This is a genomic window from Streptomyces liliifuscus (assembly GCF_016598615.1).
GTDB lineage: Bacteria > Actinomycetota > Actinomycetes > Streptomycetales > Streptomycetaceae > Streptomyces > Streptomyces liliifuscus.
In genome coordinates, this window is sequence record NZ_CP066831.1 from 8,104,214 (window position 1) to 8,127,583 (window position 23,370).

Here is a 23,370-nt window from a genome sequence, read left to right on the forward strand (position 1 = left end):
GATCCCGGGGCGTCGGCCCGAGTGCACCGGGCGCGTCACGCGCCCCACATGCATCGGGTGGAAGAGACCTCCGGCAGCGACGACGCTGACACTTGCCGTTACGTACTGCCGGAGGCGCAGTGGATGTTTCCGTGACCCTTTGGGTCCTGACGATCGTGGGCCTCGCGGCCCTCATCGCGGTCGATTTCTTCATCGGCCGCAAGCCGCACGACGTATCAATCAAGGAAGCCGGAATCTGGACGATCGTCTGGATCGTCCTGGCCGCGCTGTTCGGCCTCGGACTGCTCGTCTTCTCCGGGGGCCAGCCCTCCGGAGAGTTCTTCGCCGGCTTCATCACCGAGAAGTCGCTGAGCGTCGACAACCTCTTCGTCTTCGTCCTGATCATGGCGAAGTTCTCCGTGCCCACGCAGTACCAGCAGCGGGTGCTGCTGGTCGGTGTGCTCATCGCGCTCGTCCTGCGCGCGATATTCATCGCCGCGGGCGCCGCGATCCTCGCGAGCTTCGCGTGGGTGTTCTACATCTTCGGCGCGTTCCTCATCTACACCGCCTGGAAGCTGATCCAGGAGGCCCGGGCGGACGAGTCGGACGAGGACTGGGAGGAGAACAAGCTCCTCAAGGCCGCCGAGAAGCGCTTCGGAGTCGCCGACCGCTACCACGGCACCAAGCTGTGGATCCAGCAGAACGGCAAGCGGGTCATGACGCCGATGCTGGTCGTCATGCTGGCGATCGGCACCACCGACGTGCTCTTCGCGCTCGACTCGATCCCGGCGATCTTCGGCCTGACGCAGGACCCGTACATCGTCTTCACGGCCAACGCGTTCGCGCTGATGGGTCTGCGGCAGCTGTACTTCCTGATCGGCGGACTGCTCAGGAAGCTGGTCCACCTCAGCTACGGCCTGTCGGTGATCCTCGGCTTCATCGGCGTCAAGCTGGTGCTGCACGCCCTGCACGAGTCCGGCGTCCATGTCCCGGAGATCTCCATCCCGGTCTCGCTGGGCGTGATCTGCGCGGTCCTGGTGGTCACCACGATCACCAGCCTCATGGCCTCCAAGAAGCAGGCGGCGGCCGAGGCGGCGCAGAGCGACGACGAAGGCGCTCCGAAGGACAGCATCGAGGCCTGACCACGTCGGACGTAGAAACAACCAGCACCGGGAGCGGCCCGCGGCGAATTGCCGACCACCGCTCCCGGTGCTTGCTTGTTTCATGAGCGCGTTTCCCGGCCCGGGGACGCCGTGGCCGGATGGAGGCACCGATGAAGTTCGTGCAGATCATCGACTTCGAGACCGAGCGCCTGGACGAGATGCAGCAGCTGCTCCAGGAAGCCGGGGAGCGCAACGCCGGGAAGCCTGGTGGGCCCACGTACCGCGTGCTTCTCCAAGACCGCGACAACCCCCGTCGCTACATGGCCCTGATCGAGTTCAATTCGTACGAGGAGGCCATGAGCAACAGCGACGACCCCGAGACGGCCAAGCTGGCCGAGCAACTGGGCGCGCTGTGCGTCGGTGAGCGCGTCTACACCAACTGCGACGTACGGGAAATGGGCCCGCTCAAGTAGCCCGTGCGAGCCGTGAACGGGGCCCGTGCGACCGGAGTGCGGGCCCCGTTCACCTCTGCGACGATCGCTGCATGATCGTTGGGCTCCGGTCACTCGTGACGCAGTGGACGGCCGTCGTGCCCGCGCTGGCGGTCGTCCTGCTGGTCTTCACCTGGGGCCGCGATCTGCCCGGCGCCGTCGTCGCCGTGGTGACGCTGGTACTGGCCGGGGCCGTGCTGGCCGCCGTGCACCACGCCGAGGTGGTCGCGCACCGGGTCGGCGAACCGTTCGGCTCACTGGTCCTCGCCGTCGCCGTCACGATCATCGAGGTCGCGCTGATCGTCACCCTGATGGCGGACGGCGGCGACAAGAGCTCCACACTCGCCCGCGACACCGTCTTCGCGGCCGTGATGATCACCTGCAACGGCATCGTCGGACTGAGCCTGCTCGTCGCCTCGCTGCGGCACGGGATCGCCGTCTTCAACGCGGAGGGCACCGGCGCCGCCCTCGCGACCGTCGCGACGCTGGCAACTCTCAGCCTGGTGCTGCCGACCTTCACCACCAGCAAGCCGGGCCCCGAGTTCTCCACCGCCCAGCTCACCTTCGCGGCGCTCTCCTCGCTCGTCCTCTACGGCCTGTTCGTGGCGACCCAGACCGTCCGGCACCGCGACTACTTCCTGCCCATCACCCGGCAGGGCGAGGTCATCGACGCGGACGACCACGCCGACGCCCCGTCCTCCAGAAGCGCCGGCATCAGCCTGGGCTTCCTTGGACTGGCCCTCGTCGGCGTGGTCGGCCTCGCGAAGGGCGTGTCGCCCACCATCGAGTCCGGAGTGGAGGCGGCCGGGATGCCGCACTCCGTGGTCGGCGTGATCATCGCCCTGCTCGTCCTGCTCCCCGAGACGATCGCCGCACTGCGCTCCGCCCGCCGTGACCGGGTGCAGACCAGCTTGAACCTCGCCCTCGGCTCGGCGATGGCCAGCATCGGCCTCACCATCCCCGCCGTGGCCATCGCCTCCGTCTGGCTCTCCGGCCCGCTCGTCCTCGGCCTCGGCGCCACCCACATGGTCCTGCTCGCCCTGACCGTGGTGGTCAGCTCCCTCACCGTGGTCCCCGGCCGAGCCACCCCCCTCCAGGGCGGCGTCCACCTGGTCCTGTTCGCGGCGTACCTGGAACTCGCGATCAACCCATAGAGGCCGCGGGCCCGCCCCGTAGGGGCGCGGGGAACTGCGCGATCAGCTACGGACGGCCCGCAGCCGCCACTCAACCTGTTATTCGAGCTCTTGGGCGTATCAGTGAACCCAGTAAGGGTTCACCCCGTGGCCGGCTCCGTAGCCACAACAGCCACCGGCCGAGTCTCCGGCAGCAACGCGAAACACCCCAGACTGAGTAGCGCGATACCCGTCAGATAGGCGGCCACCCCCCAGGGCACCCGCCCGCTCTGCTCGGCGACCGCCGTGGCCACGATCGGCGTGAGCGCACCCCCGAGCACACCGCCCAGGTTGTAGCCGACGGCCGCACCGGTGCACCGCACCCGCGGCTCGTACAGCTCCGGCAGATACGCGGCGATCACGCCGAACATCGTCACGAACGCGATCAGCGCGACCAGGAAGCCGAAGAACATCAGCAGCGGTTCACCCGTCGACAGCAGCGCGATCATCGGGAACATCCACAGGGCGGTACCCGCGCAGCCCGCCAGGCACAGCGGCCGCCGTCCGTAGCGGTCGCCGAGAATCGCCACCACCGGAGTCAGCGCACCCTTCACCACGACGGCCGCCATGATGCAGGCCAGCATGACCGTACGGCTCACCCCGAGCCGCTCGGTCGCGTAGGCGAGGGACCAGGTCGTCACCGCGTAGAACACCGCGTATCCGATCGCGAGCGCCCCCGCCGTCAGCAGGACGAGCCGCCAGTGCTCGCGTACGACCTCGGCGAGCGGCACGCGCGCGTGCTCGCGCAGTTCGAGGAACTGAGGGCTCTCCGCCAGAGACGACCGCAGCCACAGCCCCGCCGCCGCGAGCACGCCCGCCGCCCAGAACGGCACCCGCCAACCCCAACTCGCGAACTGCGCCTCGGAGAGCGTCGCCGAGAGCACCAGCATCACCCCGTTGGCGAGGACGAACCCCACCGCGGGCCCGATCTGCGGGAAGCTCGACCACAGCCCGCGCCGGTCGGGCGGAGCGTGTTCAGCGGTCAGCAGCACCGCCCCGCCCCACTCCCCGCCGAGCCCCAGCCCCTGCAGAAAGCGCAGCACAAGGAGCAGCACGGGAGCTGCCGTACCGATGGAGTCGTACGTCGGTACGCAGCCGACCGCGACGGTCGCGGCGCCGGTCAGCAACAAGGAGATGACGAGAACGGGCCGTCGTCCGTGCCGGTCCCCGATGTGCCCGAACAGGACCGAGCCCAACGGCCGCGCCACGAACCCGACCCCGAACGTCCCGAAGGCCGCCAGCGTCCCCGCCACCGGCGAGAACGTGGGGAAGAAGAGCGGGCCCAGGACGAGCGCGGCCGCTGTCCCGTAGACGAAGAAGTCGTAGAACTCGATGGCCGTCCCGGCAAGGGAGGCCGCCGCGAGCCGCGGCATGGAAGGGGGCTTTACTGTGCGTGCACGGTGCATGCCGCGTCAACTACCCACGGTCACCCAGGGTTACGGGGGCGCGTGGGGGCCCGGTGGCCTCAGTAGGTCACCGTGATGCGCCGGGCGGGTCCGTCCACACGGATCACGCCCCCGTAGGGGATGACGATCTGCGGGTCGGTGTGTCCGAGGTCCACATCGAAGACGATCGTGGTGTCGGGGGCGTACGCCCGCATGGCGCGCAGTATGGCCTCGCGCTGTTCCGCCGCGTAACGGGCGCCCTCCGCAGGGCTGTTGGGGCGTTCGAAGGACCACGTCTTCGCCCGGCCCATCAGCAGCGCGGAGAAACGCCGGAGCAGTCCGCGCTCGCCCATGCTCCGCAGGACGCGGAAGACCTCCTCACCGCTCGGCAGTTCCTCCGAGGTCTCCAGGAAGAGCACGCCGCCGTCGTGAACGGAGAGGTCGCGCGGGATCTCCCGGTCGGCCATCAGCAGCCAGGCCAGGATCTCCAGACAGCCGCCCCAACTGCGGCCCTCCACCACCCGGTCGGCGTTGACCCAGGTCCATCCGGTGCCGGGCCGGGTCTCCGGTTCCGACTCGAAGGTCGCCGGGTCCGCCCAGTCGCGGTCGACGTCGCGCCACCGCTCGGCCGGACGCAGTTCGTACTCGCCCGAGCCGAAGAGCGCCGCCCGCACGGATTCGGCGGTCAGCGGGTCCATGGCGCCGGGCCGGCCCAGCTCACACATCACGCTCGCGCCGTGGTAGCCGACGATTCCCGTGTTCCACAGGTGGGCGAGCAGGTTCGTGTTGTCGCTGTACCCGAAGAACGGCTTCGGGTTGGCGCGGATCAACTCCCGGTCCAGCAGGGGCAGCACGGTGATCTGGTCGTCACCGCCGATCGACGCCATGACCGCCCTGACGTCCGGGTCGGCGAACGCCGCGTGGATGTCGTCGGCCCGTTCCTGGGGCGTCGAACCCATCCTCCGGGTCGCCGGGTACTCGACCGGTTCGAGGCCGAACTCCTTGCGCAGCCGCTCCAGGCCCAACTCGTACGGCAGCGGAAGGACCCCCGGCAGCGCGGCGGACGGCGAGATCACGGCCACCCGGTCGCCGGGCACGGGCTTGGGCGGGTACGCGGGAGTCGTCATGCGAGGGAGGGTAGGGGCCGTCCCGGTGTCGGCGCACCGTGATAAACCGGGTCCGAGCAGCGGTCCCGAACGGGCCGAGCCATTCGACCGGACCGGAGGAACCGTGCCCCGCACCCTCGCCAACGCCCCGATCATGATTCTCAACGGCCCCAACCTGAATCTCCTCGGGCAGCGCCAGCCGGAGATCTACGGCTCCGACACCCTCGCCGACGTCGAGGCGATGTGCGCCAAGGCGGCGGCAGCGCACGGCGGCACGGTGGACTTCCGCCAGTCCAACCACGAGGGCGAGCTGGTCGACTGGATCCACGAGGCACGCCTCGGCCACTCAGGAATCGTGATCAACCCGGGCGCCTACTCACACACCTCGGTCGCGATCCTGGACGCCCTCAACACCTGCGACGGGCTCCCGGTCCTGGAGGTCCACATCTCCAACATCCACAAGCGCGAGGAGTTCCGCCACCACTCGTACGTCTCGCTCCGCGCCGACGGCGTGATCGCGGGCTGCGGGGTGCAGGGTTACGTGTTCGGGGTGGAGCGGGTCGCTGCGCTGGCGGGAGCGGCCCAGGCGGAGGCCTGACGGGAGGGTCTGACGGTGCCTGGCGGAAAGCCTGACAGAAGGGCCTGACGGAGGCGCGAGGCCGTCGACTACAGCCGGCCCGCCTCCACGATCCGGCGCAGAAAGCGCCGCGTGCGTTCCTCCCGCGGGTCGCCGAACACCTCCTCGGCCGTGCCCCGTTCCAGTACGACGCCGCCGTCGAGGAAGCAGATCTGGTCCGCGACGTCACGGGCGAAGCCCATCTCGTGGGTGGCCAGCACCATGGTCATACCGTCGTCCTTCAAGTCCCGCACGACAGCGAGGACTTCACCCACCAGCTCCGGGTCGAGGGCCGCGGTGATCTCGTCGAGGAGCAGCAGCCTGGGGCGTACGGCCAGGGCGCGGACGATCGCGGCCCGCTGCTGCTGGCCGCCGCTCAGCCGGTCCGGGTACTCGCCCGCCTTGGCGCCGAGGCCGAGCCGGTCGAGCAGCTCACGGGCGTGCGCCTCCGCCTCCGCGCGGTCCACGCCGTGCACACGGCGCGGCGCCAGCGTGATGTTCTCCAGGACGGTCATGTGCGGAAACAGGTTGTACGCCTGGAAGACCACGCCGATCCGGCGGCGCACCGCGTCCTGGTCGGCCCGGGGGTCGGTGATCTCCTCGTCGTCCAGCCAGATGGCGCCGTCGTCGATCTCCTCCAGCAGGTTCGCGCAGCGCAGCAGCGTCGACTTGCCCGAGCCGGAGGCCCCGATCAGCGCCGTCACCGTGTGCGGGGCGACCTCCAGATCGACGTCCCGCAGGACGACCGAGTCGCCGAAGGTCTTGCGGACGGCCTCCATCCGCAGCACGGGCACGCCGGAGTCCTTGGGTGTCTCGCTCATATGTTCCCTCCCTGCGCCTGTCGCCGGTCCATCCGCGCCGTGACCCAGTCGGTGAAGCGGGTCATCGGGATGGTCAGCGCGACGAAGACGAGTCCCGCGACGATGTACGGCGTGTAGTTGAGGCTGCGGCCCACGATGATGTCCGCGGCGCGCACGGCGTCGACCGCGCCGCCGATCGAGACGAGCCCGGTGTCCTTCTGCAGCGACACCAGGTCGTTGAGCAGCGGCGGCACCTGACGGCGTACGGCCTGGGGGAGCACCACGTACCGCAGCGCCTGCCGGTTGTTCAGCCCCAGCGAGCGGGCCGCGGCGCGCTGCGAGGGGTGGACCGACTCGATGCCGGCGCGGAACACCTCGGCGACGTACGCCGAGTACGTCAGGGTGAGCGCCGTCCCGCCGAGCAGCACCGGATCGACCGTGATGCCCTGCAGTCGCAGTGCCGGCACGCCCAGTACCACGATCATCAGGTTGATGATCAGCGGCAGCCCGCGGAAGAAGTCGGTGTACGCGGCGGCCAGCGCCCTCAGCGGGAAGAACACCGGACCGCGCAGGGTGCGGGCGACGGCGATCAGCATGCCGAGGACGAGGACCGCGGCGCCGCACACCAGCAGGAGCCGGACGTTCAGCCACAGCCCTTCCAGGACCTTGGGGAACGCCTCGCGCGCGTACTGCGCACTGAAGAACGTCTCCTTGGTGCGCGGCCAGCCGGGCGCGTTGACGACGACGAGGTAGAGGACGACGCCGGTCACGAGGGTGGACAGGGCTGCGATCGCCGTCGCGCGGCGGGCACGGGCGCGCTTGTACCGCTCCCGCTCTATCCGCCGCGGCGACGGGACGTACGCCTCGCGCGCCTCTCCCTCGCCGGAGTCTCCTTCCGGATCCCCGCCCGACTCCTCCTTCACGACCGTCACTTGAGGACCGGTGCGTCGACGGCGTCGGACAGCCACTGCTTCTCGACGGCGGCGAGGGTGCCGTCCTCGCGCAGGGCGTCCACGGCGTCCGTCACGCACGAGGTGAGTGCGCTGCCCTTGTCCAGGACGAGCCCGAACTGCTCGGGCGCAGCGCCCTGGTTCTCGAACTGCCCGACGATCCGCGCGTCCGTCACCTCGGCCGCGGTGATGTAGAACGCGGTCGGCAGGTCGACCACGATGGCGTCCACCTGGCCGTTCTTCAGCGCGGACTTGGCCTGGTCGTTCTTCGCATACGCGGCCGGCTCCTCGGTCGGCTTCACCACGTCGTTGATGTAGTTCAGGCTGGTGGTGCCGACCTGGGCGCCCAGCTTGACGCCCTTGAGGTCGGCGATGCTCTTGGCCTTCGCGGCCTTGGAGTCTTTCAGCGCGATGACGGCCTGACGCACGTCGTAGTAGCCGGACGAGAAGTCGACGGCCTTCTTGCGCTCGTCGCTGATCGACACCTGGTTGATGTCGAAGTCGAAGGTCTTCTCGCCGGGCGCGAAAGCCTTGTTGAAGGGCACGGTCTGCCAGACGACATCACTCTTGTCGTAGCCGAGCTGCTTGGCCACGGCGTATGCGACGGCCGACTCGAAACCTTCGCCGTTGGCCGGCTTGTCGTCCTTGAACCAGGGCTCGTAGGCGGGTTCGTCGGTCGCGATGGTCAGCTTCCCGGAGACCTCGGTGCTCAGTTCGCCCTTGGCGCACGCCTCGGCGCCGGAACCGGAGGGCTTGTCGGAGGCCTTCTCCTCGGGCTGCGGGGCGCAGCCGACGGCGACGGCGAGCAGAGCGACGGTGGCGGTGGACGCGGCACGGCGCAAGGCGCGTTGGGCAAGATGCATGGCGGGAGAGTGGCAGTGGGCAGGCCCGTCTGTCGAGGTCACAGGGGCAACTGTCCGGATGATGGGAACCGGTGTTGCAATGGTGTGAACTCGTGGGGCGCCAGGGCGTCATGGCGTCGGCTTCCTGGGCGGTGGCCGCCGGACGTCGGCCACCGCTGCCAGGGCGGGGCCGCCGGCCGAGGGCGGGGATCGATAGGCCGGCGACCCGTCCGCGCAGGAGCCGTCATCCTGTGCGGGACCAACTACCAGTGGACCGCGCGCGCCCCGTGCGCCGGGAGCGCGTGCGGGGCACCGGAGTGTGCGCTCCGTTCACACGGGGCGCGCACCGGCGCGCACGGCCGGGGACCGCACACCCGACATCGGACGCCTCACCAACTCCGGCCCGGTGCCCGAGAGTTCGCCGGGCCTGGGTCCGAACAGCTCACCAAGGCCCACTCGGTGGCGTTCACCAACCCCGCGCGTGCCACTCCGGCAGATGCGGACGCTCGGCGCCCAGCGTCGTGTCGTCGCCGTGTCCCGGGTAGACCCAGGTCTCGTCCGGCAGCGCGTCGAAGATCTTCGTCTCGACGTCGTGGATCAGACTGGCGAACGCCTTCGCGTCCTTACGTGTGTTGCCCACACCACCCGGGAAGAGGCAGTCCCCCGTGAACACATGCGGATGCCCGTGCGGGTCGTCGTAGACCAGGGCGATCGAGCCGGGCGTGTGGCCCACCAGATGGCGTGCGGTCAGTTCCACGCGACCCACCCGGATCGTGTCGCCGTCCTGGACGGGCACGTCCGTCGGGACGGGGATGCCGTCGGCGTCGTCCCGTCCCGCGTACGTGCGCGCGCCCGTGGCCGTCACGACCTCCGCGAGTGCCTGCCAGTGGTCGCCGTGCTGATGCGTGGTGACGACGGACGCGATGCCGTCGTCACCGATCAGCGTGAGCAGCGTCCCGGCGTCGTTGGCCGCGTCGATCAGCAACTGCTCGTCCGTGGCACGGCAGCGCAGCAGATAGGCGTTGTTGTTCATCGGGCCGACCGCGACCTTGGAGATCATCAGATCCCGCAACTCGTGCACATCCGCAGGGCCGCCGACCGTCACCGCTCCGCTGTACGTCATGACGCCCAGCCTATAGCGGGGGGAGGGCGGGCAGCGGACCGCCGTCGACGCTCAGCGCGGACCCGTCGAGGCGGCCCGCGAGCCAGCCGAGGAGGGCGGGCGCGGGGCCGGTCACGGTCACTTCCGCACCACCCTCAGTGTCCACCGCTCGCTCCGGGCCGCTGTCTGCGGAGTCGCGTCCCGTCCTCCACGCGCGCGTGCCGTCGGTCACGCGCGTGTGCGGCACCTCGGGGTGCCCGGCGAAGCGGTCCGTGAGGAAGACGATCTCGCGCTCAACGAACTCCGCCGGGAGGTCCTCCAGGTCGTATCCGATCCCCAGATCGACGTGGTGCAGCTCGACCTCGATCCACCGCCGGAACGGCACCCGGGACGCCGAGTCGGTGACGCCGTTGCGCAGCTCCACCGTGCGGGACCAGTCCGCGGGCGCGGCCCCCGTCTCCTGGAAGCGGGCCGCGCTCTCGCGCAGGTCGGTGAGCTGTGTCTCCAGGGGGCGCGGGGCGTCCCGCCCGATGTCGGCGTCCCGGGCCTCCCCGGAGACGTACATCGGCCGGCCCTCGAGGACGTTCACGAGGGCGTCCGCGTTGCGGGCCAGGTGGGCCAGGACATGGCCGCGGCTCCAGCCGGGCAGCCGTGACGGCTCGGCCACGGAGACGTTGTCCAGTTTGCCGACTGCGGTGAGGAGCCGCTCGGTCGCGTCACGTACAGACGCCAGGTCGCGCACATGATCGTTCATGGGCCCGACGATAGTCCCGCCACACGTTTGGGTGAAGGTTGCGGGTGGCCGCCGTTAATCGAATGCGCGTGCTATATGGTCGGGTGCGGCGTCGGGCATGCTGGAGGGCCCGGGATTGTTGTGAAGCAGGGAAACCAGACCGGCGCTGTCAGTGGCTCCCTCTAGTCTGAAAAAGACGGGGGCCCCGTCGTCTGAAAAGCCGGGGGCCTCGCCCCTGTCACTTCTCTCAAGAAAGGTGCGGACCGGCGTGGCCGACCGTCTCATCGTCCGTGGAGCGCGCGAGCACAATCTCAAGAATGTCTCGCTCGACCTCCCGCGCGACTCGCTCATCGTCTTCACGGGCCTGTCGGGGTCGGGCAAGTCCTCGCTGGCCTTCGACACGATCTTCGCCGAGGGCCAGCGGCGCTACGTGGAGTCGCTCTCCTCGTACGCCCGGCAGTTCCTCGGCCAGATGGACAAGCCGGATGTCGACTTCATCGAAGGCCTCTCCCCGGCGGTCTCCATCGACCAGAAGTCGACCTCGCGCAACCCGCGCTCGACGGTCGGCACCATCACCGAGGTCTACGACTATCTGCGACTGCTCTTCGCGCGCATCGGCAAGCCGCACTGCCCCGAGTGCGGGCGCCCGATCACGCGCCAGTCGCCGCAGGCCATCGTCGACAAGGTCCTGGAGCTGCCGGAGGGAAGCCGCTTCCAGGTCCTGTCGCCGCTGGTGCGCGAGCGCAAGGGCGAGTTCGTCGACCTCTTCTCCGATCTCCAGACCAAGGGCTACAGCCGCGCCCGGGTCGACGGCGAGACGATCCAGCTCACCGAGCCGCCCACACTGAAGAAGCAGGAGAAGCACACCATCGAGGTGGTCATCGACCGTCTCACGGTCAAGGAGGGCGCCAAGCGCCGTCTGACCGACTCCGTGGAGACCGCCCTCGGTCTCTCCGGCGGCATGGTGGTTCTCGACTTCGTCGACCTCCCCGCCGACGACCCCGAGCGCGAGCGCATGTACTCGGAGCACCTGTACTGCACGTACGACGACCTGTCCTTCGAGGAGCTGGAGCCCCGCTCCTTCTCCTTCAACTCGCCCTTCGGCGCCTGCCCGGACTGCACGGGCATCGGCACGCGCATGGAGGTCGACCCGGAGCTGATCGTCCCGGACGAGGACAAGTCCCTCGACGAGGGCGCCATCCACCCCTGGTCGCACGGCCACACCAAGGACTACTTCGGACGCCTCATCGGAGCCCTCGCGGACGCGTTGGGATTCCGGACCGACATCCCCTTCGCCGGTCTTCCGCAGCGCGCCAAGAAGGCACTGATCCACGGACACAAGACGCAGATCGAGGTCCGCTACCGCAACCGGTACGGCAGAGAGCGTGTGTACACCACGCCCTTCGAAGGGGCCGTCCCCTTCGTGAAGCGCCGGCACAGCGAGGCAGAGAGCGACGCGAGCCGCGAGCGCTTCGAGGGCTACATGCGCGAGGTGCCCTGCCCCACCTGTCAGGGCACGCGCCTCAAGCCGGTCGTCCTCGCGGTCACGGTCATGGAGAAGTCCATCGCCGAGGTCTCCGCGATGTCCATCAGCGACTGCGCGGACTTCCTGGGCGAGCTGAAGCTCGACGCTCGTGACAAGAAGATCGCCGAGCGCGTCCTGAAGGAGGTCAACGAACGACTGCGGTTCCTGGTCGACGTAGGCCTGGACTACCTCTCGCTCAACCGCGCCGCGGGCACCCTCTCCGGCGGCGAGGCCCAGCGCATCCGCCTGGCGACCCAGATCGGCTCGGGCCTGGTCGGCGTGCTGTACGTGCTGGACGAGCCCTCCATCGGCCTGCACCAGCGCGACAACCACCGGCTCATCGAGACCCTGGTCCGGCTGCGCGACATGGGCAACACGCTCATCGTCGTCGAGCACGACGAGGACACCATCAAGGTCGCCGACTGGATCGTCGACATCGGTCCCGGCGCGGGCGAGCACGGCGGCAGGGTCGTGCACAGCGGTTCCCTGAAGGAGCTGCTCGCCAACGACGAGTCGCAGACCGGTCAGTACCTGTCCGGCAAGAAGGCCATCCCGCTGCCCGACATCCGGCGCCCGCACGACCCGTCCCGGCAGCTCACGGTGCACGGCGCCCGCGAGAACAACCTGCAGGACATCGACGTGTCGTTCCCGCTGGGCGTCCTCACGGCCGTCACGGGAGTCTCCGGATCCGGCAAGTCCACGCTGGTCAACGACATCCTGTACACGCATCTGGCCCGCGAGCTGAACGGCGCCAGGAGCGTTCCCGGGCGGCATACGCGCGTGGACGGCGACGACCTCGTCGACAAGGTCGTGCACGTCGACCAGTCGCCCATCGGCCGCACCCCGCGGTCGAACCCGGCGACGTACACCGGAGTCTTCGACCACGTCCGCAAGCTGTTCGCCGAGACGACCGAGGCGAAGGTCCGCGGCTACATGCCCGGCCGTTTCTCCTTCAACGTCAAGGGCGGCCGCTGCGAGAACTGCGCGGGCGACGGCACGATCAAGATCGAGATGAACTTCCTCCCGGACGTGTACGTCCCGTGCGAGGTCTGCCACGGTGCCCGCTACAACCGGGAGACCCTGGACGTCCACTACAAGGGCAAGTCCATCGCCGACATCCTGAACATGCCGATCGAGGAAGGCATGCACTTCTTCGAGGCGGTCCCGGCGATCTCCCGCCACCTCAAGACGCTGAACGACGTCGGCCTCGGCTATGTCCGGCTCGGCCAGTCCGCGACGACCCTGTCCGGCGGTGAGGCCCAGCGGGTGAAGCTCGCCAGCGAGCTCCAGAAGCGCTCCACCGGACGCACGGTGTACGTCCTGGACGAGCCGACCACCGGTCTGCACTTCGAGGACATCAGCAAGCTGCTCACCGTGCTGTCCGGCCTGGTCGACAAGGGCAACACGGTCATCGTCATCGAGCACAACCTCGATGTCATCAAGACCGCCGACTGGGTCGTCGACATGGGCCCCGAGGGCGGTGGCGGCGGTGGCCTCGTCATCGCGGAGGGCACACCCGAGGAGGTCGCCGGGGTTCCGGCCAGCCACACGGGCAAGTTCCTGCGGGAGGTCCTGGGCGCCGAGCGCGTCAGCGACGCCTCGGAGGTGAAGGCCCCGCGCAAGACGGCCGCCAAGAAGGCGGTGGCCGCCAGGTCGACGACGAAGAAGACGGCGACGGCCAAGACCACCACAGCAAGGGCCACGACCAAGGCCACCACCGAAAAGGCCGCCAACAACACGGCCACCAAGAAGGCGGCCGCGGTCACGAAGAAGGCGACCCCGGCGAAGAAGACGACGAGGGCCCGCAAGGCCTGAGGCGGCTTCGCGGCCCACGTCCGACGCGCCGCGCTCCCTGGGAACTCACCAGGGGGCGCGGCGCGTTGCCGCTCTCTAGAAAACGCCCACCTCATGCGCGTACGGCGGTTCCGCGCCCGCACGTGAGCAGGTGATCGCCGCGGCCCGTGCGGCGAACCGCAGCAACTCGTGCCAGCCGTCGGCGCCCAGACCCGCGAGCGCCGGCCCGGAGAGCGCGTCGCGGGCGGCGAGGCCGTGCAGCAGCGCGGCGTTCACCGTGTCGCCCGCGCCGATCGTGTCCACCACGTCGACGGGTTCGCCTGGCACGGAGTACTCCCCGCCGTCACGGGTGAAGGCGGTCAGCCCGTCGCCGCCCCGCGTGACGACCACGGCGGAAGGGCCCGAGGCCAGCCACTCACGCGGAGTGCCGCCGAGCCACTCCGCGTCCTCCTCGGACAGCTTGAGCAGCGACACCGACGGCAGCCAGCTCTTGAACCGGGCCCGGTAGGCGTCCGCGTCCGGGATCAGCACCGAGCGGATGTTGGGGTCGAGCGCGGTGAACACACCCTGCGAGGACGCGATCCGCATCAGCTCCTCGTACGCGGTCGCACCCGGCTCCAGCACGAGCGAACAGGTGCCGAACGACACCGCCCTCGTCCCGTCCGGGAGTTGGGAGGGCGCCGAGAACAGCCGGTCCGCGGTGCCCTCGACATAGAAGGAGTACCGGGCCGAACCGCCCGAGCCGATCGACGCGACGGCGAGGGTGGTCGGCTCGTTGCCCCGCTGCACGGACGACACATCGACGCCCGCCTCGCGCAGTCCGCCGACCAGGGCCTCGCCGAAGGCGTCCTGCGAGATCCGCGAAGAGAAGGCCGCGGGGGAGCCGAGCCGGCCCAGCGCCACCGCCGTGTTGTAGGGGCCGCCGCCGCGCCGCGGGTCGAGCCCCGCGAGCGCGCCCGCCTCACGCGGCACCAGATCGATCAGGGCCTCACCGGCGACGACGATCACGAGTCGGATCCTTTCTCGGGGCAGCCGCACGAGGTGCGGTGCACGAAGGCGGAGGGCAGCCGGACCGTACGGGCCTCGCGGCCGGGGGAGTCCAGCCGGTCAAGCAGCAGCCGTACGGCCTGGGCACCGATCTCCCTGCTCGGCTGGGAGATCGCGGTCAGCCGGGGCGAGAAGAGGTCCGCCCAGGAGAAGTCGTCGAAGCAGCACAGGGCCAGGTCACGAGGCACGGACAGGCCCCGCTCGCGCACGGCCCGCAGCGCGCCGATGGTCATCGCGTTGTTGGCGGTGACCAGTGCCGTCGGCGGCGCCGGGAGCGACAGCAGGGCGTCGGTCGCACGCTCGGCGCCCGCCGCCTCGGAGTTGCCGGGGACCACGAGCCGCTCGTCGTACGGGAGTCCCGCGTACGCCAGGCCGTGCCGGTAGCCGGAGATCCGCTCACTCGTCGTGCTGAGCCCCGGCAGGCCCGCGACCAGGCCGATCCTCTTGTGACCCAGCTCGGCGAGATGCCTGACCAGGAGCGTGAGGGGTTCGGTGTTCTCCGCGCAGACCTGGTCGAACACGAAACCTGGTGCCGTCCGGTCGCCGTCGACCAGCCGGTCCAGGAACACCGTCGGTACGTCGTGCCGCCCGAGGTAGCCGAGAAGCTCCTCCGGATGCGCGGACGGCGCGACCAGCATGCCGTCCACCCGCCGCTCGTGCAGCAGTTGCACCACCTTGCGCTCATGCGCCGGATCGTCGTGCGGGTCCGCGATCAGCAGGCTGTAGCCGCGCTCCAGGGCACCGGCCTCCACGCCCTGAAGGATCTCCGTGAAGTACGGGTTGCTGATCGCCGACACCGCGAGCCCGATCGACCGGGTGCGCGAGGTGACGAGAGATCTGGCCAGGGTGTTGGGCGTGTAGCCGAGTTCGTCGATGGCGTCGAGCACGGCCTGGCGGGTGGCCGGCCGCACCGGGCGGGTGTCGTTGAGCACGTGCGAGACCGTCGCGACGGACACGCCCGCGCTCCGGGCCACGTCGACCATGGTCGCCATGGGTGCGCCCCTCCCTCGCCCTCGCCGACGCCCGCGTCGGGCGCCGTCCCGGATCGGACCGTACCCGATGCCACGGGAGACGTAAACGCTTACGTAAACGTTTACGTCTCGGGCTCCCGAGTCAGGCCCTCGCCATGGCTGCTCGGCGCGTCACCACGGCGGCCCGGCCCCTCACGACGGCGGCCGGCCCCTCACTCCCAGTCCCACCCGATCCCCACGATCCCCGACCGCACCCGCTGCTCCACCACATGGACCGACCGGTGGCGGTCGCTCAGTGCCAGCTCCTGGCGGCCGCTCCGTGGTGCCGCGGCCGAGTGCTGGGTGAACCGGTGGCAGCGCACGGGCAGCGTGTCCTCGGCGAAGCGCACCTGAAGGGCGTACTGCCCGCCGGAGAAGCCGAACCCGCGGACGTACTCGGTGCACGCGCCGGCCGTGCCGTCCTCGACGCCGTACCGGAACAGGAAGGTGTCGCCCGCGCGCAGCCGGGTGTCGAAGAGCAGCTCGGCGACGAGGACACCGGTGTCGTGGTGCCACAGGACGCGTCCCGTGCGGCAGTTCTCCAGGGCGTGCACCGCCATGTCCTCCGGGGTGCATCCCGGGTCGCCGTGGTGGATGGCGACGAAGCGGTCGATGCCCTCCTTGTGGGCGCGCACGATGTGCTGGGAGTCGCGTCCCAGCAGCTCGCGCCGGGCGCCGATCCGTACGCGCTCGTGGTGGCCGATGGTGTGCAGTCCGCCGTCGAGCGGTGAGTCCAGCTCGGCCAGCAGCTTCTCCAGGGCGCCGGATGCCTCCACCAGGGAGCGGTACGAGCGGGCCGCGGTGCGTTCCGCCTCGGGGCGCTCGTCGGCCTTCGCGAGCAGCCGGATCAGCGACTCGTCCGGCAGCTGGAGTATCTCCTCCAGGGCGCGCACGGCCCGCAACGACTCGGGACGCTGTGGACGCCGGGCGCCCTGCTGCCAGTAACTCAGGCTCGTCACACCGACCTTGACCCCGTACCGCGTCAGATGGTGCTGCACACGCTGCAGCGGCAGTCCACGGGTGGCGATCGCGGCGCGCAGGGCGACATGGAAGGGGCCGCCCCGCAGGGCCGTCTCCAGCTCCGCCGTGGCGGCGTCCGCGTGTTGTGTGCCGTCCCGCATCCAGGGGCCTTTCTGTGAGTGCCCGCAACGGCTGGTCGGGCCGTTCGGGCTGGTCATAGGGGCCACACGGTCGGCGTGCGGGGGGCATTCGCGTCCCCGCGCGGTGGTGCCCGCCCCAAGTCACCCCGCATTGAAGCGTGTTGATCAGGCCCGGACAACACCTGGTGCGCAACCTCGCTGTCATGACGCGTTCCCCACCATGTCGGTCAGGGCGTTCGTCTCAGGGCTCCAGCAGGTCCCGGATCGTCCGTGCCGACAGTGCCGACTTGGGCAGGAAGCCGCGGGCGGGGCTGTCCGCCACCAACTCCTGGAAGTCCTCCAGGGAGTGCGTCGAGATGAGGATCACGGCGGGCACGGTGTCCGCGAGCAGCCCCGCCACGTCGAGGCCGCTCTCGCCGTCGAGGTCGAGATCGACGAGGGCGACGTCCGGGGCGAGTTCACGCGCGCGCGTGAGTGCCTCCGCGCCCGTCGAGGCGACGCCGACGACCCGGACCCCGCCACGCTCCAGCAGGGCGCGCGCGGCCTCCAGGAACCGGGCGCTGTCATCGACGATGAGACAGCGCATGGACATGCGGACAGCTTCCCAACCAGCTGCCGGGTTGGCTTTCCGGCTAGCCGGTAAGTGCTGAAGTCCCATGCCGGAAAACTTCGTTCGAGCTCACGCAGCGCAGTGGCGGGTGACGCGCGGTAGCATGTCGCTGCCCTGGGGTGACCGTGTCCTTTCGGTCTGGTGGGGGTGCGTGATGAGGAAGCTCGACAGGGAAGCCGGGACGCACCGTACGCGCCGTGCGGTCCTCGCGGGATTGCTGTCCGCGGCGCTGACCGTCGCCGGCTGCGACGGGGGCGGGGACGAAGGCGGAGGCGGAGGCGGGGACGAGCGCTCCGCGAGGCGCGGCGGCGACACCACGTGCGACGGCAGGCTCGAAGGCACCACCGACATCACCGTGTGGTTCCACGCGGGACCGAGCGGTGAGCTCGACACACTGCGCCGCCAGGTCAAGGACTTCAACGCCGCGCAGAAGGACGTACGGGTCGAGCTGATCACGCTTCCCGAGGCGCGCCCGTACGACGAACTGGTCGTCTCCGCGGCCGCCAGCGGCGAACTGCCCGACCTGCTCGACTTCGACGGCCCGAACCTCTACAACTACGCCTGGTCGGGCAAGCTCAAGCCGATCGACTCCTGTGTGCCCGAGGCAGTGAAGGCCGATCTCCTGCCCTCGATCCGCAAACAGGGCACCTATGAGGGCCGGTTGTGGGGTGTCGGCACCTTCGACTCCGGGCTCGGCCTCTATGTACGCCCCTCCATCCTCAAGAAGGCCGGCATCCGTGTCCCGAGCGGCCCGGACGACGCCTGGACGGCCACCGAACTGACCGGCATCCTGCGGAAGCTGCGCAAGGAGGGCTACGAAAAGCCCTTCGACCTCCGCCTCAACTACGCGCGCTCTGGCCAGGAGTGGAACACGTACGGGTTCGCGCCCGCCGTCTGGTCGGCCGGTGGCGACCTCATCGACCCCAAGGACCTGCGGACGGCGGAAGGTTTCCTCAACGGGCCCGAGGCGGTCGGGGCGATGACCACCCTCCAGAACTGGGTCGAGGAGGGTCTTGTCGATCCGAACAAGGACGACAAGGCCTTCACCGGCGGGCGCAGCCCCGTCTCCTGGGTGGGGCACTGGACGTACCCCGAGTTCAGCGAGGCGTTCCCGGACGACGTGCGGATCGTTCCGCTGCCCGACTTCGGCAGGGGAACCGTCACCGGGATGGGCTCCTGGCAGTGGGGTGTCACCGCGGGCGCCGTCGACGGGGACGCGGTCTGGCGGTTCCTCGCGTACCTCCTGGAGCCCCGGGAGGTCCTGCGGATGAGCCGGGCCAACGGGGCGATCCCGGCGACGGACAGCGCCGTCGAGCTCTCGCCGAGGTTCGCCGAGGGCGGTGCCGAGCACCTTTTCATCGAGCAGCTGAGGAGCGGAGTCGCGCGGCCGCGGTCGCAGACCCCGGCCTACCCGGCGGTCAGCGGTGCCTTCTCGCGGGCCTTCGCGGAGATCATGCTCGACCGTGCCCCGGTGAAGGCCGCCCTGGACAAGGCGGTCCGCCGGATCGACAAGGACCTGGCCGACCACCAGGGTTACCCGTCGGCCGGGCCATGAGACCCGGCGGACGACGTACCCCGGGCGGTACACGCGGGCCCGAGGACGCGGAACGAAGGCTGCCGGGCATCGTACGGAGATCGGCCGGCGCGCGCGGCCCTCTCCGCCTGCGGAGGCCCGGCCGGGGCGGACGGCCCGGACTTCCTGGCGGGCCCGGACTTCCTGGCCGGTCCGGACCCCCTGGACGGACCGGACGAACCGGCGGGCCCGGACGAACCGGCCGCACCCGCACCGGAACCCCGCTGCTCGCCCGGCTGCGCGTCGGCACCAAGCTCATGCTGTTGGTGCTGCTGCCGGTCTCCGGGCTCCTCGCCTTCACGGTCTTCTCGGCCGTGACCGACTGGCGCGAGGCGCGCACCCTGCGGGAGTTCAGGACCGCCACGCGCGTCTCCTTCGCCCTGACCGGGCTCACCGAGGCACTGGCCCGTGAGCGCCTCGCCGAGGTCCTCGCGGCGGTGGACCCGGACCGGCCGGGCGTGACGGCCGAACGGGACGCCGCCCGGCGCGCCACGGACCGGGCGCTGGCCGCCGCGCGGGAAGGCGCCGAGCACGGCACCGGGCAGCCGGACGTCCTCGGACAGCTCGACGCCAAGGGCCGGCAGCTCTTCGCGACCAGACTGGAGGCGGGCAGCGGCTCGTTCACCCCGATGGAGACCGAGCAGACGTACGCGAGCCTCACCAACGACCTGCTCAACACCGTCCACCATCTCGACTCGGGCCGCCCCTCACGGGCCTCCGGCCGTGCCGCGGACGGCTATCTGGCCGCACTGGAGGCCATCGAGGCCGCCGAGCGCGAACGCGCCGACCTGGCCGTCCTGTTCGCGACGGGCCCCGGCAACGCCCCTGGAGCCACGGGCAACGCCCCCGGTGCCACGGGCGACCCCTCGCAGGCACTGAGCGACCCCTGGCAGGCCCTGGAGGCCGCCCAGCTCGACACCTTCCGGCAGAACGTCTCGGGACGGCTCAAGGTGCGGCTGTCGGGCGTGCTGCTCCAGCCCGCGGGCCGTACGGTCCGGGCCACGCGCGAGGCCCTCGCCGCGGGTGACACCGCGAAACTGCCCTCCCTGGAACGCTGGTTGGCCGCCTCCACCAGCCGCCTCACCGCCCTGCGCGCGATCGCGGACGCCGCCGAGGACGAGCTGGCGACCGCCGCCGACCGTGATCTGCGGGCCGTGAAGGAGCGCGGCGAACGCGAACTGGGCCTCTCCGTAGTGGTCCTTCTCGCCGTCACCGTCCTCGCGCTGACCCTGCGCCGCTCGATCAACCGCCCCCTCACCGAGGTGTCCGAGGGCGCCAAGGCACTCGCCGACGGCGACCTGTCGTACGACATCCGCTACACGGGACGCGACGAGATCGGCGACGTGGCCGACACCTTTCGCGAACTCCACGTGACCAGCGAGCGGTTCGCCGCCGAGATCCGCGCCATGAACACGGCGATCGACGACAACCGGCTCGGCCACCGGGCCGATGTCGCGGCGTTCGGCGGGACCTGGGCGCAGCTGCTGCGCGGTATGAACGCCACGATGGCGTCGTTCGCCGCCGCCCACGGACGGCGCGACAAGGCCGAACAGGAGCTGGAGAGCATCTTCAACCTCTCCCTGGATCTGCTGTGCATCAGCGGGCTCGACGGCTACTTCAAGCGTGTGAACCCGGCCTTCGAGAGAACACTCGGCTACCCCGGCAGGACCCTGCTGTCCAGGCCGTACCTCGACTTCGTGCACGAGGAGGACCGCGACCGCGTCCAGGCCATCCTCGACCGGCTGGCGACCGGCGCCGAGGTCGTCGAGTTCGAGAACCGCTACGTACGCGGCGACGGCACCGAGTGCTGGCTCCAGTGGAGCTGCCGTCCCGTCATCGAGGAGGGCCTCATCTACGCCGCCGCGCGCGATGTCACCGAGAGCCGCCGCGCCGCCCGCGAACAGGCCGCGCTGCGCAGCGTCGCCACCCTGGTGGCCCGCGGCGTCCCGCCGCACGAGGTGTTCACGGCCGTCGCGCACGAGGTGGGACTGCTGCTGAGCACGAGTTCCGCGGCCGTCCTGCGGTACGAGGCCGACGGCGCCGCCACCGTCCTCGGCTCCGCCCGTACGGCCGCGACGGAGGGGCAGGAGGCGGCGCGGGCGGTGGCCGCCACCGGGCGCGCGGCCCGCGTCGGCCGTTCCGTCGGGGCGCCGATCGTCGTCGACGACCGCCTCTGGGGCGCCGTCGTCGTGTCCGCCTCGCGCCCCGAACCGCTGCCCAGGGGAACCGAGTCGCGCCTCGCCGACTTCACGGAACTCATCGCCACCGCCATCGCCAACGCGGACAGCCGCGCCCAACTGGCCGCCTCACGCGCGCGCGTGGTGGCCGCCGGTGACGCGTCCCGGCGGCGCCTCGAACGCGATCTGCACGACGGCGTCCAGCAGCGTCTCGTCTCGCTCCAGCTGGATCTGCGCACGGCCGAGTCCATGACGGAGGACCAGCCGGCCGAGCTCGTCGAGCAGCTGGCGCACATCGGCAAGGGCCTGGACGACGCCTTCGAGGACCTGCTGCAGATCTCCCGGGGCATCCATCCGGCGATCCTCTCCAAGGGCGGCCTCGGCCCCGCCCTGCGCGCCCTGGCCAGGCGTTCCGCCGTACCCGTGGAGCTGGATCTTGAGCTGCCGGGAGCCCGCCTCCCGGAACGGATCGAGGTGGCCGTCTACTACGTGACCTCCGAGTGCCTCACCAACGCCGCCAAGCACGCGCGCGCGACGGTGGTCGAGGTACGGGCGAGGGTGTACGAGGACGTCCTGGAGGTCGTCATCGGCGACGACGGGGTCGGGGGAGCCGAACCGGGCGGCGGCTCCGGGCTGATCGGGCTCACCGACCGGGTCGAGGCGACCGGCGGCAGGCTCACCGTCAGAAGCCCGCCGGGCAGAGGGACCACACTGATCGCACGGCTGCCCCTGCCGAGGTCCGCCGCGGAGTGACCGGCGGCTCTTCCTGTTCCGGCCGGCGGCCCTCCCCGGACTGAACTGCGGTCGTCTCCCGACCGGTCGACAGCCGTCTCCGGCCCGACCGACGGTCGTTTCCGGTCTGACGGCGGTCGTCCCCGGACACGTGACTGCCCGGAACGCACGCGGTGTCGGACGTCCAGCGAGGGGGAGTCCTGGACTCGGTGACGTACGCACGCTCCGGGCGGTCTGCACGGACGGTGAGGCGGCCGTCCGGCCTCAGGGGCGGGGCGTCCCGCCGTTCGGTGCCGACCGCAGGCGCTTGGCGCGCACGATGTCGGGGTCGCGGGGGTCGAGGCCGGACAGCAGGCCGTCCGAGTACCGCTCCTCGTCCCCGTACGGGGAGAACTCGTCCTCGTACGGCCGCACACGGACCGACCGCCGTCGCTTCTCGATCCGTGTCTGTCGCATCTTCCGCAGCCTTTCGGTCATCGGCCCGCCGCCCCTCGCCCGGGGCGGCGGACCACCTGCATCTGCACTGCTACGAGCATTCCCTCGAACTGTCTTCGTGTCGTCACGGCCAGCCCCCGAAACGGCTTCCGGTTCTCCACCATTGCCCACCTGCGGCTAGCCGTAACCGGCCATGTCCGGCAGGCTGTTGGAGGCGTACCGCAGACGCGCACCGCACCGGTCGGCCGAGCGGACGGGGAGCACCATGGACGCAGCACAGCCGCCCGCGCGCGGGACGGTCGTCCTGGCCGACGACGACGTCCTGCTCAGAGAGGGTCTGGCCAGCCTCTGCGAGCGGCTCGGCTACGAGGTGGCGGGCCAGGCCGGCGACGCGAACGGGCTCCTGGAACTGGTGGCCGAGCACGTGCCGGACCTGGTGATCGTCGACATCAGGATGCCGCCCACCCAGTCCACGGAGGGGCTGAAGGCGGCCCGGGGCATCCGTGAGCGGTATCCCGACCTCGGCATCCTCGTGCTGTCCGCCTTCGTGGAGGTCGAGGACGCCCTGGAGCTGCTCGCGAGCGGGCGGCGAATCGGCTATCTGCTCAAGAGCCGGGTCACGGTCGTGGACGAGTTCATCGAGGCGCTGGAGCGCATCCGCAAGGGCGGCTCGGTCGTCGACCCCTCCCTGGTGCGGGAGCTGGTCTCGGCCCAGCGCCGGGACGACCCGCTGTCCTTCCTCAGCACCCGGGAGCGGGAGGTGCTGGAGCTCATGGCCGAGGGCCGCTCGAACGCCGGCATCGGCCGGCGGCTGTGGGTGACCGAGGGCACCGTCGAGAAGCACGTCCGCAGCATTCTCGGCAAGCTCCGGCTGCCGGAGGCCGCGGACGACCACCGGCGGGTGCGGGCGGTGCTCACGTTCCTGGAGTCACGCTGACCCGCTCCGCTGGAAGGGGCGCACGAAGGTCGTGCGCAGTCTGCGGGCCGGCCGTGGCTCGGCGCGCAGTTCCCCGCGCCCCTTACGGGGCGGGTCAAGGGGCGCGGGGTGTCCGGCACGGCGTCCGCGGTGTCACACCCCGCCAGTAGGG

Annotated in this window: 20 protein-coding genes; 8 read left to right on the forward strand and 12 right to left on the reverse strand. The window is 70.6% G+C overall.

The window, feature by feature from the left end:
* Positions 1 to 119 precede the first annotated feature (119 nt).
* The 3 genes from JEQ17_RS34915 (at position 120) to JEQ17_RS34925 (ending at position 2,727) form a co-directional block, all read left to right on the forward strand.
* A complete protein-coding gene (locus tag JEQ17_RS34915) occupies positions 120 to 1,121 on the forward strand; it encodes a TerC family protein (RefSeq protein ID WP_143637515.1) in 1,002 nt (333 codons plus the stop codon).
* Positions 1,122 to 1,252: 131 nt separating this feature from the next.
* A complete protein-coding gene (locus JEQ17_RS34920; RefSeq protein ID WP_200398972.1) occupies positions 1,253 to 1,555 on the forward strand; it encodes a hypothetical protein in 303 nt (100 codons plus the stop codon).
* Between the two features lie 71 nt (positions 1,556 to 1,626).
* Positions 1,627 to 2,727: a calcium:proton antiporter gene (locus JEQ17_RS34925; protein ID WP_200398973.1), complete on the forward strand. Its 1,101-nt coding sequence runs from the start codon at positions 1,627 to 1,629 to the stop codon at positions 2,725 to 2,727.
* Between the two features lie 119 nt (positions 2,728 to 2,846).
* Here the strand turns inward: JEQ17_RS34925 and JEQ17_RS34930 are convergent, their stop codons facing one another.
* Both JEQ17_RS34930 and JEQ17_RS34935 read right to left on the reverse strand, forming a co-directional pair.
* Complete coding sequence (locus JEQ17_RS34930; protein ID WP_234048485.1) at positions 2,847 to 4,118, reverse strand: MFS transporter; 1,272 nt, start codon at positions 4,116 to 4,118, stop codon at positions 2,847 to 2,849.
* A 92-nt stretch (positions 4,119 to 4,210) separates the two neighbouring features.
* Positions 4,211 to 5,257: a S66 family peptidase gene (locus tag JEQ17_RS34935; RefSeq protein WP_200398975.1), complete on the reverse strand. Its 1,047-nt coding sequence runs from the start codon at positions 5,255 to 5,257 to the stop codon at positions 4,211 to 4,213.
* A 103-nt stretch (positions 5,258 to 5,360) separates the two neighbouring features.
* On the opposite strand from JEQ17_RS34935, the gene aroQ reads away from it, so the two are divergent.
* Positions 5,361 to 5,834, forward strand: a complete 474-nt coding sequence (aroQ, locus tag JEQ17_RS34940; RefSeq protein WP_200398976.1) for a type II 3-dehydroquinate dehydratase — start codon at positions 5,361 to 5,363, stop codon at positions 5,832 to 5,834.
* Between the two features lie 68 nt (positions 5,835 to 5,902).
* On the opposite strand, the gene JEQ17_RS34945 is transcribed toward aroQ, so the two are convergent.
* The 5 genes from JEQ17_RS34945 to JEQ17_RS34965 all read right to left on the reverse strand — a co-directional run bounded on the left by JEQ17_RS34945 (position 5,903) and on the right by JEQ17_RS34965 (position 10,300).
* Entirely contained in the window at positions 5,903 to 6,673 is a 771-nt protein-coding gene (locus tag JEQ17_RS34945; RefSeq protein WP_200398977.1) for an amino acid ABC transporter ATP-binding protein, read from the reverse strand.
* Entirely contained in the window at positions 6,670 to 7,584 is a 915-nt protein-coding gene (locus JEQ17_RS34950) for an amino acid ABC transporter permease (protein WP_200398978.1), read from the reverse strand. Before JEQ17_RS34950 ends, JEQ17_RS34945 begins: the two co-directional genes overlap by 4 nt.
* Positions 7,581 to 8,465: an ABC transporter substrate-binding protein gene (locus JEQ17_RS34955; RefSeq protein ID WP_200398979.1), complete on the reverse strand. Its 885-nt coding sequence runs from the start codon at positions 8,463 to 8,465 to the stop codon at positions 7,581 to 7,583. Before JEQ17_RS34955 ends, JEQ17_RS34950 begins: the two co-directional genes overlap by 4 nt.
* A 445-nt stretch (positions 8,466 to 8,910) precedes the next feature.
* Positions 8,911 to 9,567, reverse strand: a complete 657-nt coding sequence (locus tag JEQ17_RS34960; RefSeq protein ID WP_200398980.1) for an MBL fold metallo-hydrolase — start codon at positions 9,565 to 9,567, stop codon at positions 8,911 to 8,913.
* 10 nt (positions 9,568 to 9,577) lie between these two features.
* The gene (locus JEQ17_RS34965; protein ID WP_200398981.1) at positions 9,578 to 10,300 is read right to left on the reverse strand and encodes a maleylpyruvate isomerase family mycothiol-dependent enzyme; all 723 of its coding nucleotides are present in this window, start codon (positions 10,298 to 10,300) and stop codon (positions 9,578 to 9,580) included.
* Between the two features lie 247 nt (positions 10,301 to 10,547).
* On the opposite strand from JEQ17_RS34965, the gene uvrA reads away from it, so the two are divergent.
* Entirely contained in the window at positions 10,548 to 13,619 is a 3,072-nt protein-coding gene (gene uvrA / locus JEQ17_RS34970; protein ID WP_200398982.1) for an excinuclease ABC subunit UvrA, read from the forward strand.
* 75 nt (positions 13,620 to 13,694) lie between these two features.
* On the opposite strand, the gene JEQ17_RS34975 is transcribed toward uvrA, so the two are convergent.
* The 4 genes from JEQ17_RS34975 to JEQ17_RS34990 all read right to left on the reverse strand — a co-directional run bounded on the left by JEQ17_RS34975 (position 13,695) and on the right by JEQ17_RS34990 (position 17,347).
* Positions 13,695 to 14,606 (reverse strand): carbohydrate kinase family protein, encoded by a 912-nt coding sequence (locus JEQ17_RS34975; protein WP_200398983.1) that lies wholly within the window; start codon positions 14,604 to 14,606, stop codon positions 13,695 to 13,697.
* The gene (locus JEQ17_RS34980; RefSeq protein ID WP_200398984.1) at positions 14,603 to 15,637 is read right to left on the reverse strand and encodes a LacI family DNA-binding transcriptional regulator; all 1,035 of its coding nucleotides are present in this window, start codon (positions 15,635 to 15,637) and stop codon (positions 14,603 to 14,605) included. Before JEQ17_RS34980 ends, JEQ17_RS34975 begins: the two co-directional genes overlap by 4 nt.
* A gap of 191 nt (positions 15,638 to 15,828) precedes the next feature.
* On the reverse strand, positions 15,829 to 16,776 hold the full coding sequence (locus JEQ17_RS34985) for a hypothetical protein (protein WP_200398985.1): 948 nt from the start codon (positions 16,774 to 16,776) through the stop codon (positions 15,829 to 15,831).
* Positions 16,777 to 16,996: 220 nt separating this feature from the next.
* Entirely contained in the window at positions 16,997 to 17,347 is a 351-nt protein-coding gene (locus tag JEQ17_RS34990; RefSeq protein WP_200398986.1) for a response regulator, read from the reverse strand.
* Positions 17,348 to 17,519: 172 nt separating this feature from the next.
* Here JEQ17_RS34990 and JEQ17_RS34995 point away from each other — a divergent pair, with 172 nt between their 5' ends.
* Together JEQ17_RS34995 and JEQ17_RS35000 are read left to right on the forward strand one after the other, a co-directional pair.
* Positions 17,520 to 18,920 (forward strand): ABC transporter substrate-binding protein, encoded by a 1,401-nt coding sequence (locus tag JEQ17_RS34995; RefSeq protein ID WP_234048486.1) that lies wholly within the window; start codon positions 17,520 to 17,522, stop codon positions 18,918 to 18,920.
* Positions 18,921 to 19,195: 275 nt separating this feature from the next.
* Positions 19,196 to 21,868, forward strand: coding sequence for a PAS domain S-box protein (locus JEQ17_RS35000; RefSeq protein WP_200398988.1), 2,673 nt, complete (start codon positions 19,196 to 19,198; stop codon positions 21,866 to 21,868).
* A gap of 243 nt (positions 21,869 to 22,111) precedes the next feature.
* On the opposite strand, the gene JEQ17_RS35005 is transcribed toward JEQ17_RS35000, so the two are convergent.
* Positions 22,112 to 22,303 carry a hypothetical protein gene (locus JEQ17_RS35005; protein ID WP_200398989.1) on the reverse strand — a complete coding sequence of 64 codons (192 nt, stop codon included), beginning with the start codon at positions 22,301 to 22,303 and terminating at the stop codon, positions 22,112 to 22,114.
* A gap of 244 nt (positions 22,304 to 22,547) precedes the next feature.
* On the opposite strand from JEQ17_RS35005, the gene JEQ17_RS35010 reads away from it, so the two are divergent.
* Complete coding sequence (locus JEQ17_RS35010) at positions 22,548 to 23,219, forward strand: response regulator transcription factor (protein ID WP_200398990.1); 672 nt, start codon at positions 22,548 to 22,550, stop codon at positions 23,217 to 23,219.
* The last annotated feature ends 151 nt before the right edge of the window (positions 23,220 to 23,370 follow it).

Excerpts from the sequence above, each read along its gene's own strand:
- JEQ17_RS34920 (WP_200398972.1), top strand. The coding sequence starts at position 1,253 with ATGAAGTTCGTGCAGATCATCGACTTCGAGACCGAGCGCCTGGACGAG.
- JEQ17_RS34925 (WP_200398973.1), top strand. The coding sequence starts at position 1,627 with ATGATCGTTGGGCTCCGGTCACTCGTGACGCAGTGGACGGCCGTCGTG.
- JEQ17_RS34930 (WP_234048485.1), bottom strand. The coding sequence starts at position 4,118 with ATGCCGCGGCTCGCGGCGGCCTCCCTTGCCGGGACGGCCATCGAGTTC.
- JEQ17_RS34935 (WP_200398975.1), bottom strand. The coding sequence starts at position 5,257 with ATGACGACTCCCGCGTACCCGCCCAAGCCCGTGCCCGGCGACCGGGTG.
- JEQ17_RS34945 (WP_200398977.1), bottom strand. The coding sequence starts at position 6,673 with ATGAGCGAGACACCCAAGGACTCCGGCGTGCCCGTGCTGCGGATGGAG.
- JEQ17_RS34955 (WP_200398979.1), bottom strand. The coding sequence starts at position 8,465 with ATGCATCTTGCCCAACGCGCCTTGCGCCGTGCCGCGTCCACCGCCACC.
- JEQ17_RS34960 (WP_200398980.1), bottom strand. The coding sequence starts at position 9,567 with ATGACGTACAGCGGAGCGGTGACGGTCGGCGGCCCTGCGGATGTGCAC.
- JEQ17_RS34965 (WP_200398981.1), bottom strand. The coding sequence starts at position 10,300 with ATGAACGATCATGTGCGCGACCTGGCGTCTGTACGTGACGCGACCGAG.
- JEQ17_RS34980 (WP_200398984.1), bottom strand. The coding sequence starts at position 15,637 with ATGGCGACCATGGTCGACGTGGCCCGGAGCGCGGGCGTGTCCGTCGCG.
- JEQ17_RS34985 (WP_200398985.1), bottom strand. The coding sequence starts at position 16,776 with ATGCGGGACGGCACACAACACGCGGACGCCGCCACGGCGGAGCTGGAG.
- JEQ17_RS34990 (WP_200398986.1), bottom strand. The coding sequence starts at position 17,347 with ATGTCCATGCGCTGTCTCATCGTCGATGACAGCGCCCGGTTCCTGGAG.
- JEQ17_RS34995 (WP_234048486.1), top strand. The coding sequence starts at position 17,520 with ATGAGGAAGCTCGACAGGGAAGCCGGGACGCACCGTACGCGCCGTGCG.
- JEQ17_RS35000 (WP_200398988.1), top strand. The coding sequence starts at position 19,196 with ATGCTGTTGGTGCTGCTGCCGGTCTCCGGGCTCCTCGCCTTCACGGTC.
- JEQ17_RS35005 (WP_200398989.1), bottom strand. The coding sequence starts at position 22,303 with ATGCGACAGACACGGATCGAGAAGCGACGGCGGTCGGTCCGTGTGCGG.
- JEQ17_RS35010 (WP_200398990.1), top strand. The coding sequence starts at position 22,548 with ATGGACGCAGCACAGCCGCCCGCGCGCGGGACGGTCGTCCTGGCCGAC.